The sequence below is a fragment of the Deltaproteobacteria bacterium genome (genome assembly GCA_019308925.1).
GTDB lineage: Bacteria > Desulfobacterota > B13-G15 > B13-G15 > RBG-16-54-18 > JAFDHG01.
Window position 1 is genome coordinate 1 of the sequence record JAFDHG010000062.1, and the last position, 13,296, is coordinate 13,296.

Consider the following 13,296-nt stretch of genomic DNA (forward strand, 5'->3'; position numbering starts at 1 on the left):
AGATTCTTCTCGCTACCTCCTCATGCCCTGGAATTTTCAATGGTTTTGATGGAGGATCATGGAAAAAGGCTTCTATTTTTTCTGACTAATCTGTCATTTAGACCTCCATTATTGTATTCTTTAGTATCATTTGCTGAAAGATTTTGTTGTTTTTCTTTAAATACTCATCTTCAAAATCCAAAAACTTTGCCGGCATAAATAAAACTCTAAATCCGTATCTATTTTCCTCTTTGAATACCTTAAAAAAATAGCTAGAAGCTCTTCTCCTTCCATCTTCTTCTCCCAAGGGCAACCCAATAACCTTTCTTCCGCCTTTTCCAGACAAAGAACTTCTCCATGAATAGTAGTTAAGGCCAAGGTTCCATAAACACTCTTCCCAGCTTGAGTATAAATTCTTTGACCTCCATAATTTTGTGTTGTTGCAAAGGTAAGAAAATCTCTTTGAATACGGCATATCAGTCTTATTATTGATAATATTTTTAAGAATTTCTCGAATATTTTGCTTCCTACTCCATTCAAAATCTGAAAACAAATTGCTATTCCTGGACTGTAATGAACCAAGGCCATTTCTTGACCGACTTCCCAACCCGCCAAAGTTTAACCATAACCATAACACCTTATAAAAATCTTCAATGAAATCTAAGCTTTCTGTAAGTAGTTTAACCTCAAGTTCAAAATTGCTCCCAGGTTTTATATAATTTCTACCAAACATCAGCTTTTTAACTGGCTTGCCACTTTTCTTAATCTGCCCAGTTGGCAAGTTCTCAATTGGCCCATAAGCCAAATAAGCTATGGGGTTCATTTGATCTCTTATTTTTCTACCCAATCCTTCCGGTAATCTTCTATCTTCATCATTAGTTATATTTGAAAAATCAAGCATTTTATTTTTTATTGAAATCCTAATCTTACTTGCCCCAATGCTCTCACTACTTGATCCAAAAAGTTCCATTTCTTTTTTGAGTTCCTTTTCCCCTAATAAAGCTCGATACCAGAAACGCAATGCGCCTTTTATGCTCTGAGTTCTAAGTTCACAATTCTCTCGCAATGCACCGCCAAGAAACATGGGTGTCAGCACTTCTAATTCACAATTTATCGTTTCCATGTCTCCCCTCTTTTTCCTGGAATATTAATTGGACTCTCTCCTCTCTGCATAAACTTCCCTATATCATGCAACAGTGCCCCTAAAATCAGGGCTTCTCTTTGGACCATTTTTGTGTACCCCTATACTCGCAACATATCAAAATTGCTCAGAAAATAACCTTACTCAAATCCTTCCCCTCCCCGGGGGGAGGGGAGTAAATTGAATTTTCATGGTTCGTGGGTGGCGAACCCATCATGGCAAATTACCCACTAAGTTTCTTTAGGAACTTTGGGACATACTATTCCAAATACGCCTTCTGTTCAACCATTGCAACGTTGCTGTTCATGACCAGTTCTTTGGCAGGCTCCTTGTCAGGACATGCGAAATTCGTTCTTCGGCCAGACACCTGTGTGCCTTTTCATCAAAGGTAAGCCATATCCCCTTCGTCTCCCTTGCCAGAGCGGCATAGCAGGCATCGTATCCGGTCAGCCCTTTTTTCACAAAATGGTTTGCCTGATTGGCCAGGTTTTCGGTCATAGGTTGTCTGAAGATCCCACCATTCAAAATTGGAACCATACCCTTGATAAAGGCATCGTGCCCTGATGGGTGGACACGGCACAATACGGCATATATCTCAAAACAAAATAATTCCGGAATGGCAAAAGATCCGGGATGGTCAATCAATCTGCGAAGGACGGCATCGGCATTGGGATGGCTTTCGTTTTTCAAGAACCAGCGGACAGCTACAGAGGCATCGACGACCCAGATCATCTTCCATAACCCCGCAATTCTCTAAGCACCTCAACACTCTCTTTTGTTTCAACATTGTTGGCTTTTAAGCCTTCGATGCTCTTGAGCAAGTGCCTCTTTCGCTCCTCTGCCTGATAGTCCAAAAACCTTCTCTTGAATTGTTCCGGTGTAATGAGTACGGCCTTGATCTGCCTCCCTTTGCTTACCATAATAGGTTCACCCGTTTCAGTAAGCATGTCCAAAACTTCTCCCAAGTTATTTCTGATCTTAAGTGCATTTACTGTCCTCATGAAATAACCCCCTTTAACCCGTTTTAGTTCATCACACTCAGTATATAAAATATATTGCCAATGTCAAGTGTAAATATTGATATACATCTATACATAAAACCAGGTACGACTCATGTATGCACCTATTCTCAACCCTGCCAATATTAGAATGTTATCCGAATCCTGTCTTTGTCTATCCTTATCCCATACCTGGTATCAGGCCGTGTGCCCACGGAGTCTATGGCGAGTTCGCCATGGGCATACAGCCCGAAACCCCTTTCAAGGTCCTTCCGGATCTTGGCCTTGTATGAATTGAAGTTCTCCTGGCTCAGGCCGAGTATCCCGGACTGGCTCATTTCACAAAATTCACGATTCCCTGCGATCTTCCGATACAATTCAGTGATCTCGTCCTGTTGTGCAAAGATCTCCTGCATATCCAGAAAGCACTCTGTGCACTCCCGGCACGATGTAAGCTCCTTTTTGCAGTTTTTCTTTTGTAGTGCAAAAAAGGCGTAGAGGGCAAGCCTTGCAGGCATCATGTCGAGTTCGAGGTTTTTATAGGTGAGCTTTGAGTTTGCAAGGTCCACTATGAGTTGGTAGGGCTCTTCTTTGACAAGAGAGAGCATTAAGGTTGCAGGGTCTTTGGGCTCCTTGAGCAGGGTGTCAGAGAGTTGCTCCCTTATTGAGATAAAGGGAATGGGCACTAAAGTGATCGTAGCGTACCTGGTTTCTTTGACATAGGGCTGGCCGTTTTTGTCCCTGAGTTTTATAGGAACAGATTTCCTGGGAGGGTAATAGAAATTCCTGTTGCTTTCAAACTCTGGTGAGACCAGGACATGGTAGACCCTGTCCTGGGCCCTCCCATACAACTGGGCAGCAAGCATGAGGCAGGTACTCATTGTCTTTCTGCCCCCTGCCACTGAAAAGAAGACGGCCGTATTCGGATCGTTTGTTAGTGTAAAGGTCAATTCCAGACATTTTCGGAGCAACCATTCGTTTTCATCCTCACCATCAATATCATCTATCTCAATGCCATTGCTATCTTTTATGACATGGATATTGCCGAAGCCAAAATCTATGGATGCTGGGTCAATCTCATACTCTGTGAGGTACTGATAATATTTTCCATCTATTGGCGAGAGGAGATGTGCGTTGATCTTTTCCTTGCCCTGCCTGGTGGTAATGATCTGGATGGCATCAACAGACCTTCTTTGCTGATGGAGTGCAAAGATGGTCTCAGTAATTACCTGGGGGCTCAAGCCCACAACTGCAAGGAGTATATTCTTCATTCACTCATTCCGGTAAGTTCTATCCTGCCGAGGCCAAAGGAGGTCTGTTTGCCAAGGTGTACTTTCTCGCAGAATCTAATAAGAGGTACAAATTCGGTAAGGTCCCCTGAATACGTTACTTGCCCCACCATGCCACCCATGAGCATGGCCTGGTCCTGTTTGTTTGAGTAGCGTCTCCAATCAAACCACCTGAGGGAAGATTTGTTGGTCTCAACGGACTTTGCGCGCTGTGCCAGACCCCGGTAATCGAGGGCTGGCTCCCCATTTCCGTGAAAATTATTCAGCGAAGAGATCCGCCTGAGTATGGCCCTTACTAAGACGTGAAAGGGCAGTTCAGCCCTTAGCCTATTTTCATATTTGAGCCGAAGTGGTGTTTTAAGTGTCAGTTCCAGAGAACGTATTGGTTTGATCCCATCTGTTCTCTCAACGAGGAGCTCCTGCGTAAAGAGACCATGCCTGATCTTTTTGTCGTGATTCGCGTATATTATAGTACCATTATCCACGCTGACGCTCTTGAGCAAAAACCCAGCCCTCTTGTTCCCATTGCGCCGTCCTATGCCGAGCTGCCCCATTTGCTCAAATGCATAGATAAAGTAGGGCAGGTAGTCATTTGCCTTACCAAAAAGGAGCAGGGCAAACTCAAATGGCTCGCCCTTTTTATAATGAGTTCTCGTGGTTTCTGGCGGCTCTATCACGTAAGGGTGGGGTGCGGAGGCGATCCTTTTCTTTGCTCCAGGAACATCTTCTGGGGTCGGGGTTTCAAAGACAATGGAGTAGATACACTTTTCTCGTAAAAGACAATCCTTGCAATCCTGTCTCTTTAGGGCACAGACCACTTTTTTGAGGGCGTGGCCAAAGACGCCCCGAAACGTAGACCCCTTGTACCAGGGAAGGATGGCACCATCCTCAAATACACAGGAGAAATGATATCTTCCGTACAGCATAATGATTTCCCCAATTAGCCATATTTATCACTTCTGCTGGTATATATTCACTACCTGTTGTCCAAAATGAAATCCTTGCAACGTTGCAAGATTGTATAAAGGATTAAGGAATCCTATACCTCAGATCTAACCTTGTCCCTTTTCTAAGACACGCCCGACTACCACTTCATTTCCTCCAACCAAAAAAAGGGGCTTTGTGCCCCTTGAATCTTTACCTAAATCTCCTCCCCTGCCCTGACGTGCCATGCCCCACACCCCCCAAAGGCTACACGCCTTCAAATGTTGCCCAAATCCCCGAACTTCGTATCTAACCCGTTCTGTCCACCTCAATGGTACAAATCTTTTATACTCTAACACAAAATCCCAAAAAAGTAAATATCGTTCTATGGAATACTCCAGGGACAAAATACTAATTTTTAAAATATGGGAAGTGCCCCTCTTCTAAAAAAGGCCGATGTGGATATGAAAAATGCGGGCTTGAATAAATCGGATAGGTTTCTTCTTAATCTGCAAGGAAATATTCTAACGAAAAACCCCTCTCTCCCTTGTACCTCAGATAGGAGAAATCCCCCACCCAATTCCCCACATTGAAGTAATAACCCACCCCTTTTTCTCTCTCCACGGCCATGGCCTCAGGGACATGAGAGTGGGCAAGGACCACTGCATCAAAGCCCTCATCCAACTTGTGAATGGCGAACCTCCTCAGCCGAGAGATGATTTCAGGAGACTCCTTTAAACCTTGCTCCCTGCTACGGGTGCTCAACCATTTGGCTATGCTGATGACGGTCTGCGGTCCCAGCCAGGAGATCAACTGATAGGTAAAACCGTTCTTTAAGAGGGAAGAAAATATCTTATGGGTTAGTTTCGGGTAGGCCCGATCACCATGGGCCAGGTAGACCCTGGTTCCATCCAGATCTATATCTGCATATCGATCGTAGACCTGAATCCCCAGTTCCTTGCTCATATAAGGCCCCAATCGGAAGTCATGGTTCCCCTCCAGATAGATCACCTCTATACCTTCTGCCCTGAGCCCTTCCAACAGGTGTAAGATGTCACCATATTCCCTCTTCAGAGGCGAGAGGTCGCGGAACCCAAACCAAAAGTCGAAGAGGTCCCCCATGATCACCAGGGTGCTTAAAGTAGATCTATTTATTTGGATGAAGCGGATGAAGCGTTCTCTTCTGTTCCCATCCCCAAGAGCAAAGTGGGCATCTCCGACAAATATCCAATCCATCACCTCCCCACCCCGCAGTACCTAAATCCCAGCTCCCGCATATATTGGGGTTCATATACATTCCTCAAGTCGATAAAGAGCGGCTCCTGCAAGAGCCCCTTGATCCGTTCCAGGTCCAGACGGCGGAAGCGGTTCCACTCAGTGATCAGGACCAGTGCATGACTCCCTTCTGCCACCTCGTAAGGCCCCTTGCAATAGACCACATCCTTGAAGATCTTCTGTGCCTCCCCCATGGCCTCTGGATCATAGGCCTTAATCCGCACCCCTTTGGCCTGCAGACCTTTTATGATGGTAATTGAGGGGGCCTCCCGCATATCGTCGGTATTGGGTTTAAAGGCAAGGCCCAGGATGCCGATGGTCTTGTCCCGCAGATCGCCCACCACCTCCTCGATCTTCTCTGTCATCCTCTCCTTCTGCCTCTCATTGACCTTGATGGTGGATTTGACGATCTCCATCTCACAATTGTGCTCCCTCCCGAAGTGTACTAAGGCCTTAGTGTCCTTAGGGAAACACGACCCACCAAAGCCAGGACCCGGGTGAAGAAACTTCCTCCCTATCCTCCCATCAAGGCCCATGGCCCTGGCCACATCGTGGACATCTGCGCCCACCCGCTCACACAGGTTGGCTATCTCATTGATAAAGGAGATCTTGGTGGCCAAAAAGGCGTTGGAGGCATACTTTATCATCTCGGCCGTCTCTATATTGGTGATGACAAAGGGGGTCTCGATGAGGTAAAGGGCGCTGTAGATCTCCTTCATCACCTCGATGGCCCCCTCGCCCTCTACCCCGATGACGACCCTATCGGGCCTCATAAAATCCTCCACAGCGGCCCCTTCGCGCAAGAATTCGGGATTGGAGACCAGATCAAAGGGGATCACCCCCCCTAACTCCTCCCTTATCACCCCCTTGATACGCCTGCCCGTGCCCACGGGGGCGGTGCTCTTGAGGACGATGATCTTGTATTCCTCCATATACCTGGCGACCTCCCTGGCCGCTGCCTCTACCTGTGAGAGATCAGGTGAACCATCGCTGTTGGTGGGGGTGCCCACAGCGATGAAGATCACCTTGCAGGCCCTTACCCCCTTCTGTATATCGGTGGTAAAGGAAAGTCTTCCCTCCTCCATGTTTTTTTCTACCAGGCCCTCCAAGCCCGGTTCATAGAAGGGGATTTGTCCCCTTTGTAATATCTCTATCTTACCCCTATCTTTGTCCACACAGACGACCTCCATCCCGAACTCCGCCAGGCAGGCACCGGTCACCAACCCCACATAGCCGCTGCCAATCATGCAGATCCGCATCCTATCCCTTTCTGTGATTAAAATAGTCCTGCAAGCCCTGCCGCCAAGGCCTCATTTCGATCCCCGCCTCTTTTTGCAGTTTTTGGCAATTGAAGATAGAATAGATCGGCCTCTTGGCAGGCCGATTCAATGTACCAGAGGATATGGGAATTATCTCCACCCCCTCTATATCCGCCAACCTCAATATCTCCAACGCGAACTCATACCAAGAACAAGACCCGCTATTGCTGACATGAAAGATACCCGTTAAGTCCTTGGATAAGAGCGTCAAAATAGTCCTGCTAAGATCTGTTGTATAGGTGGGGGAGCCCACCTGATCGTTTACCACCTCAATCCTCTTCCTCTCCCCGGCCAACGCCAGGATGGTCTCGACAAAGTTGCGACCATACCTCCCGTAAAGCCATTGGGTCCTGATGATGAGATAATCGTCCAAAAACCTTTCGATATACCTCTCCCCCAACAATTTGCTCTCCCCATAGATGTTTTGAGGGTTGGGAAGGTCATCTTCATCATACGGGCTCCCCTTCTTCCCATCAAAGATATAATCCGTACTGATATGGACCAATTTGGTCCCACTATACCAACACCCTTTGGCCACGTTCTTGGCCCCCTCCCCGTTTATGGCAAAGGCCTTGTGCATCCCCTTCTCACACCCATCTACATCGGTGTACCCAGCAGCATTAATAACCACGTCAGGAGCGATCTCCATTATGACCCTCCTAGTTACCTCCTTATGGGTGATATCCAGCTCTTCCTTACTCAATCCAATCACCTCATACCCCTTCCCGAAGGCCTCCAGCAGATCGTGCCCGAGCATCCCTTGGGCCCCTAAAACCAAGATCCTCCTCATAACCTCATCATCCCTGAAAGGCAAAATCAGAAGGATGATAAACAAAACTTCTTCAAAAAGCAATCCCTTGATTTTTTTAACCCATCCATCTGCTTTGAATTACAACCAGAACCCTAATATTAGGTTTACACTCATCCCCGCCAATGAAAATACCCCAATCCTTTACCCAACCTTTAGTTGAAGGGTTAACACCTCAACCCCACCAAGGGGATACCTTGTACCCTCCCCCTACCAGCTTAGCCCAATTTTTTGCTTGACAACTATTCTGAAACGTTCTATATAGAAAATAATTCTATATACAGAACAATTTGCTGTAATTCATATTGCAATTGATCCTTTATTGTTTGCTCATTTTGAGAACACGTGGGTTATTCAAGTGAGTACAGATGATAGACAACAAAAGAAGCCCAAACCAGCGTATACTCCTCTGGTTCCAGCCGTGCAGCAGGGGGCACAAATCCTTATTTGCTTAGCTAATAGCCCAACGCCCAAAATGAGGCTGACGGACATCTGCAATCATGTAGGCATTCATAAGAGCAAGGGGTATTCAATTTTAAACACGTTAAAAAATTTTGGCTTTGTGGCAAAGGACCCTACGGAAAAAACATACTCTTTGGGACCTGCTTTACTTTTTCTATCAGGAAGAGTTATGGATAACCTAGATTATCGGAAAACGGCAGTTCCTTTCCTTGAATCCCTTTCCAAAGAAACGAAAAGTACGGCCTGCTTTGGATTAATTGTTGATGAATACGTATTTGTCGTCGCTAAACATGAAGCCGATCTTGGGATTAGAGTTACGATACGACTAGGGTATAGATTCCCCATCACATACGGAGCGCACGGGAAAGCCATAGTGGCATTCCTACCGAAAGTTGAACGGGAAAAGATCTTGGCGACAGAAAAGCTCTGGTTCCATGGTGATGTATCACGATTGAATATGGAGCGGTTGAGGAATGAGTTTGTCAGGTGTCGACAATTGGGTTTTGCCCAGGATATAGGCGAAATGGATCCTCGATTTAATGCCGTTGCAGCCCCGGTATTTGGTCTACATGGAAAATTGGTTGCATCTATATTTGTCGTTGGAGTCTTTGCGGAGCGTTTGGTCAAGCAATATGGTTACAAAGTAGCTGAGTGTACCAGAAAAGTTTCTTACACCTTCGGAGTGGATGTTGAGCAAATTTATGAGAACTTAACTAAGGAAGGGTTATAAGTAGGCATTTTGCAACAGCTCTTCTTTAGTACCTAACACGTTACGATACACGGAGGAGATCCCCTTATGGAGAAAGAATACATGTATTGGAATCCTTATCTGGAGACTTTGCCCCGAGAAAAACTTTTAAAGGCGGAGTTGAAAAACTTCCGTAAGTACCTCCAGTATGCCAAAGATCATTCTCCAATGTATCGAGAAAGGTATAGAGACATTGAACCAGGAGATATAAGGACCAGAGATGATTTAAGGCTTCTGCCCTTGATCGATAAGGAAGATCTCCGGCGTGCACAGGTGGGAACCGGACTGAATATTTATGGGCTGACCTTAGGGGTTGACCCGGAGCATGTAACCACCTTCCGTCAGACATCAGGCACCACAGGAATACCTGTCTATGTGCCGGAAAGTTATGAAAGTTGGCAGTGGCGAGTGGAAGTCTGGTGTCACATCCTCTGGATGGCCGGCTTTCGAGAAACGGACAGAGTTTTTGTCCCCTTTGGCTACAATGTCTATGTTGCGTTCTGGGAGGGGCATTATGCTGCGGAGAAGTTGGGCTGCGAGGTTGTACCCGGCGGTGCCCTTGATACCAAGGGAAGGATCAACAAGATGATGGAAGTGAAAGCAACTGCCTTGTTGAACACTCCTACCTACGGTCTGCATATGGCTGAAGATGCTGTGAACATGGGACTGGATCCTAAAAAAATCGGCATAAGAAGGATGCAGTGTGCAGGAGAACCCATGCCCCAACCTACTCGTAAGAGGCTTGAGGAACTTTGGGGCGCAGAGGTCTACGATCACATCGGCGGAACCGAACCGTGCGCTTGGGCCGCTATGTGCCAGGAGAGGACGGGCCTCCACATTATAGAACCCTTTTTCCTGGTGGAGATCCTTGATATGGAGACAATGAGTAGAGAGGTAAATGAAGGGGAGTTGGGGGTAGCGGTAGTAACCCCACTCGGTAGGCGTTCTTTCCCCCTTGTAAGGTTTAATACTAAGGACATAGTCAGGAGGGGAAGGCAGGGATGCCCCTGCGGTAGGACTTCTATGATGATCGCTGAAGTGGTAGGAAGGGCTGATGAGTTGCGCAAAATCCGCGGTGTGCTCTTTACCCCGGTTTCAGTAGAGGAACTTCTGAGGGCGGAATTTCCTGAAATCAGAGAGTTTGAGATCATCGTAGAGAAAAAGGGCGTCATGGATGAGGTCAGCCTCAGGGTGGAGCCCTGTGAAAAGATGGAGAAAGAGGCTATGAAGAACCTTTCCGTGAGGATCGTCGAGCGACTTAAGATGAAGACCAATCTGAGATTCAATATCATCCCTGTGCTAACGGGAGAGCTACCCCGCTATACGTTGAAATCAAAGAGATTTAAAGACCTAAGGGGGACTTAGGAAAATGAAAGACAGATTTAACATGGAAAAGTGGGATTTTGGTAAGATGAAAAAGAAGATTGAAGAGATTGAAAGGCTCGTACTTGAACTGAAGGTGTTAGGCAAGGGGATGCCTGTAGTTAATAAAAACGTGCGGGCCATCTTGAGCTTCATATATGTTTTAAAGTTCGGTATCTTGGATATCGCCGAGACAGAAGGTACTTGGGGGGAGGTATAATGGGAGAAGTAAAGAAGATCAGAACCGTTTGCCGCAGTTGCCATGGAGGATGCGGCGTCATCGCCCATGTCAAGGACGGTAAAGTAATAAAGGTAGAAGGGGATCCTGAATCCCCCATCAGCCACGGAACCATGTGCAGCAAGGGGCTAGCGATCACCCAACTGGCCTACCATCCCGATAGGGTCCTTTATCCCATGAAAAAGAGTGATAACGGATGGGAACGAATCTCCTGGGATGAGGCCTTGGATACCTTGGCTGAAAAGTTCAAGCAGGTCACAAAGGAGAATGGTGCAGAGTCCATCGTTGTCGGTCAAGGCACAGGGCGGGATTACGAGAGCCATCTCTATCGATTTGCCAATCTCTTGGGAACACCCAATGTCCTCACTGCAGGTCACATGTGTTATGTCTCACGGGTTGGGGCAACCCTCATCACCTGTGGTAATCTCCCTGTCTGTGACTATGAGGGCGAACCCAAGTGCATTGTCATGTGGGCTTGCAATCCCCAATGGACCAATCCGGATGAATATAAAGGTGAAGGTTTCTGGAGGGCCTATATAAAAGGAAGCAAGCTGATTGTCATAGATCCTCGCAAAGGTTTTCTTGCAAAGAAGGCTGACCTGTGGCTGCAGCTTCGCCCGGGAACGGATGCCGCCCTGGCTATGGGATTTTTCAATGTGATCGTTGAAGAGGATCTCTATGACAGAGAATTTGTCGACAACTATGTCAACGGTTGGGATGCCTTTGTGAGAAGAGTTAGGGAGTATCCGCTGGAGCAGGTAGAAGAGATTACCTGGGTTAAACAGGATCTGATCCGAAAAGCGGCGAGGATGTACGCCACCACAAAACCCGCGTGTATCAACTGGGGCGTGCCCACAGAGCAGACCTTAAACTGTACAGACTGCACCCGTATTCTCACGGGCCTCATGGCAGCAACTGGCAACCTCGATGCCCCCGGAGGAAACGTCTTCTTTGTGCCTCCACCTACGAGGACTGTTTCAGAGTTTGCCCGACACAAAGACCTCCCACCGGAGCAGAGAGCTAAACGCTTGGGGGGTGATCAATATAAGCTGGCCTCACGGGTGGCCCTCATCACCCCTAAAGTGGCATGGGATGCCATCTTGACCGGGAAACCTTATCCCCTGAAGGCAGGACTTCTGTGTGGCACCAATCCAGTCACAACGAGGGCCAATGCCAAGGAGGCCTATGACGCTTTGAAAAAGCTTGAGTTTCTGGCTGTGATTGATTTCTTCCTCACCCCAACGGCAGAGCTGGCCGATATCTTTCTACCCGCAGGCACCTGGCTTGAGCAAAATCATGTGGCGGACAACTGGAAGCGACATGGCTATGTATTGGCCAGACAAAAGGCAGTAGAGATTGGGGAGTGCTGGCAGGATCACAAGGTCTTTTTAGAGTTGGGGAAAAGGATGGGCCAGGACTGGTGGGATACTGTGGAAGATGCCCTTGACTACATACTTGAACCCTCCGGGTTGACCTGGGAAGAGTTCAAGGGAAAAGGATATCTTAAGGGAGATCAGGTGTATTACAAGTACAGGGAAAAGGGATTTTCCACCCCCACGGGAAAAGTAGAGCTCCACTCGACCATCTTGGAGAAATGGGGATATGACCCCCTTCCCAAATATACGGAAATGCCGGAAAGCCCGATCTCCCGGCCAGACCTCCTTGATCGTTATCCCTATATCCTGAATGCAGGACTGCGGACCCCTACCTTCTTCCATTCAGCGAACCGCATGATCCCCTGGCTAAGGGAGATCAGGCCCGATCCCATTGTGGAGATCCACCCAGAAACAGCGAAAAAACACGGGATCAAAGAGGGCCAGTGGGTTTACATCGAATCGCCGAGGGGACGTGTTAAACAGCGGGCCAAGCTGAACGATGGTATTGATCCCAGGGTTATCGTTGCCGAGCACGGCTGGTGGTTTCCGGAGATAAAAGATCCAGGGCATGGCTGGGATATCTCTAATATCAACATACTGACGGACAACTCCCATGAGTCTATGGATCCAGTCATGGGGGCCACCAACTTGAGGGTCCTTCTATGCAACATCTTACCCTGTGAAGACGAACAGGAGGGAACGAGATGGGAAAGGTTTCTTTAGTGTTCTTTAAAGAGGATTGCATAGGCTGCCACGCCTGCGAAGTAGCATGCAAACAGGAACATGAGCTTGATGTGGGGCCTCGGTTCATAAAGGTGCTTGAGCGGGCACCTCTGTATATCCCCATCTATTGCCACCATTGTGCCAAGCCCCCATGCAAGGACGCATGCCCGGTAGAAGCCATCTCCAGGAACGAGCAAGGAATAGTGCTCATCGATGAAGATCTGTGTATCGGCTGTAAGGCTTGTGCCGAGGCGTGTCCTTTCGGGGCCATGCAGTTCGATGATGATAAGGAAGTTGCAGTAAAATGTGACCTCTGTATTGAAAGACTCAAAAATAATGAACAGCCCGCTTGTAGCAAGGCTTGTCCCACTCGGTGCATCCATTGGGGTGATATGAAGAAGATTTCTAAGGAGATCGAGGGGAGTTTATTACAAGGGTAAATGAGATTATAGAAAGGAGATGAGATACTACTATTATGCTTTCATCATTTCATGCTATCACTATACACGTTTTTAGGTTTTAAAAATTATAGGTACAATCAATATTGAGTCTACTGCAGAAACCTTATATATAGATTTTCTATTTTCAGGCCATCAGGCCATGCTCTTTGACAAATTAAATAGATATAGCATCAAGTTGAACATAAATTGCCAT

General features: G+C 47.1%; 13 protein-coding genes. 5 read left to right on the forward strand and 8 right to left on the reverse strand.

Going from position 1 to position 13,296, the window contains the following annotated elements; translation table 11 throughout:
* Positions 1-97: 97 nt before the first annotated feature.
* From cmr1 to rfbD, 8 genes are all read right to left on the reverse strand, one after another.
* Positions 98-1,102, reverse strand: coding sequence for a type III-B CRISPR module RAMP protein Cmr1 (gene cmr1 / locus JRI46_10060; protein ID MBW2039911.1), 1,005 nt, complete (start codon positions 1,100-1,102; stop codon positions 98-100).
* Positions 1,103-1,423: 321 nt separating this feature from the next.
* Positions 1,424-1,852, reverse strand: a complete 429-nt coding sequence (locus JRI46_10065) for a type II toxin-antitoxin system VapC family toxin (protein ID MBW2039912.1) — start codon at positions 1,850-1,852, stop codon at positions 1,424-1,426.
* The gene (locus JRI46_10070; protein ID MBW2039913.1) at positions 1,849-2,121 is read right to left on the reverse strand and encodes a type II toxin-antitoxin system Phd/YefM family antitoxin; all 273 of its coding nucleotides are present in this window, start codon (positions 2,119-2,121) and stop codon (positions 1,849-1,851) included. Before JRI46_10070 ends, JRI46_10065 begins: the two co-directional genes overlap by 4 nt.
* 143 nt (positions 2,122-2,264) lie before the next feature.
* Positions 2,265-3,389 (reverse strand): TIGR02584 family CRISPR-associated protein, encoded by a 1,125-nt coding sequence (locus JRI46_10075; protein ID MBW2039914.1) that lies wholly within the window; start codon positions 3,387-3,389, stop codon positions 2,265-2,267.
* Positions 3,386-4,333 (reverse strand): CRISPR system precrRNA processing endoribonuclease RAMP protein Cas6, encoded by a 948-nt coding sequence (gene cas6 / locus JRI46_10080; GenBank protein ID MBW2039915.1) that lies wholly within the window; start codon positions 4,331-4,333, stop codon positions 3,386-3,388. Before cas6 ends, JRI46_10075 begins: the two co-directional genes overlap by 4 nt.
* 502 nt (positions 4,334-4,835) lie before the next feature.
* The gene (locus JRI46_10085) at positions 4,836-5,567 is read right to left on the reverse strand and encodes a UDP-2,3-diacylglucosamine diphosphatase (GenBank protein MBW2039916.1); all 732 of its coding nucleotides are present in this window, start codon (positions 5,565-5,567) and stop codon (positions 4,836-4,838) included.
* Positions 5,567-6,865, reverse strand: coding sequence for a UDP-glucose/GDP-mannose dehydrogenase family protein (locus tag JRI46_10090; GenBank protein MBW2039917.1), 1,299 nt, complete (start codon positions 6,863-6,865; stop codon positions 5,567-5,569). The genes JRI46_10085 and JRI46_10090 overlap by 1 nt, the downstream gene beginning before the upstream one ends.
* 1 nt (position 6,866) lies before the next feature.
* The gene (gene rfbD / locus JRI46_10095) at positions 6,867-7,715 is read right to left on the reverse strand and encodes a dTDP-4-dehydrorhamnose reductase (protein MBW2039918.1); all 849 of its coding nucleotides are present in this window, start codon (positions 7,713-7,715) and stop codon (positions 6,867-6,869) included.
* Positions 7,716-8,091: 376 nt separating this feature from the next.
* On the opposite strand from rfbD, the gene JRI46_10100 reads away from it, so the two are divergent.
* From JRI46_10100 to JRI46_10120, 5 genes are all read left to right on the forward strand, one after another.
* Entirely contained in the window at positions 8,092-8,925 is an 834-nt protein-coding gene (locus tag JRI46_10100) for an IclR family transcriptional regulator (GenBank protein ID MBW2039919.1), read from the forward strand.
* Positions 8,926-8,991: 66 nt separating this feature from the next.
* Positions 8,992-10,308 (forward strand): AMP-binding protein, encoded by a 1,317-nt coding sequence (locus JRI46_10105; protein ID MBW2039920.1) that lies wholly within the window; start codon positions 8,992-8,994, stop codon positions 10,306-10,308.
* A 4-nt stretch (positions 10,309-10,312) separates the two neighbouring features.
* The gene (locus JRI46_10110) at positions 10,313-10,525 is read left to right on the forward strand and encodes a hypothetical protein (protein ID MBW2039921.1); all 213 of its coding nucleotides are present in this window, start codon (positions 10,313-10,315) and stop codon (positions 10,523-10,525) included.
* Positions 10,525-12,642, forward strand: coding sequence for a molybdopterin-dependent oxidoreductase (locus JRI46_10115; GenBank protein ID MBW2039922.1), 2,118 nt, complete (start codon positions 10,525-10,527; stop codon positions 12,640-12,642). Before JRI46_10110 ends, JRI46_10115 begins: the two co-directional genes overlap by 1 nt.
* Positions 12,624-13,082, forward strand: a complete 459-nt coding sequence (locus tag JRI46_10120) for a 4Fe-4S dicluster domain-containing protein (GenBank protein MBW2039923.1) — start codon at positions 12,624-12,626, stop codon at positions 13,080-13,082. The genes JRI46_10115 and JRI46_10120 overlap by 19 nt, the downstream gene beginning before the upstream one ends.
* Positions 13,083-13,296 lie beyond the last annotated feature (214 nt).

Bases quoted from the DNA above. Each gene is read 5' to 3' on its own strand.
- cmr1 (MBW2039911.1), bottom strand. From the start codon at position 1,102: ATGGAAACGATAAATTGTGAATTAGAAGTGCTGACACCCATGTTTCTT.
- JRI46_10065 (MBW2039912.1), bottom strand. From the start codon at position 1,852: ATGATCTGGGTCGTCGATGCCTCTGTAGCTGTCCGCTGGTTCTTGAAA.
- rfbD (MBW2039918.1), bottom strand. From the start codon at position 7,715: ATGAGGAGGATCTTGGTTTTAGGGGCCCAAGGGATGCTCGGGCACGAT.
- JRI46_10085 (MBW2039916.1), bottom strand. From the start codon at position 5,567: ATGGATTGGATATTTGTCGGAGATGCCCACTTTGCTCTTGGGGATGGG.
- JRI46_10070 (MBW2039913.1), bottom strand. From the start codon at position 2,121: ATGAGGACAGTAAATGCACTTAAGATCAGAAATAACTTGGGAGAAGTT.
- JRI46_10090 (MBW2039917.1), bottom strand. From the start codon at position 6,865: ATGCGGATCTGCATGATTGGCAGCGGCTATGTGGGGTTGGTGACCGGT.
- JRI46_10105 (MBW2039920.1), top strand. From the start codon at position 8,992: ATGGAGAAAGAATACATGTATTGGAATCCTTATCTGGAGACTTTGCCC.
- JRI46_10110 (MBW2039921.1), top strand. From the start codon at position 10,313: ATGAAAGACAGATTTAACATGGAAAAGTGGGATTTTGGTAAGATGAAA.
- JRI46_10075 (MBW2039914.1), bottom strand. From the start codon at position 3,389: ATGAAGAATATACTCCTTGCAGTTGTGGGCTTGAGCCCCCAGGTAATT.
- JRI46_10115 (MBW2039922.1), top strand. From the start codon at position 10,525: ATGGGAGAAGTAAAGAAGATCAGAACCGTTTGCCGCAGTTGCCATGGA.
- cas6 (MBW2039915.1), bottom strand. From the start codon at position 4,333: ATGCTGTACGGAAGATATCATTTCTCCTGTGTATTTGAGGATGGTGCC.
- JRI46_10120 (MBW2039923.1), top strand. From the start codon at position 12,624: ATGGGAAAGGTTTCTTTAGTGTTCTTTAAAGAGGATTGCATAGGCTGC.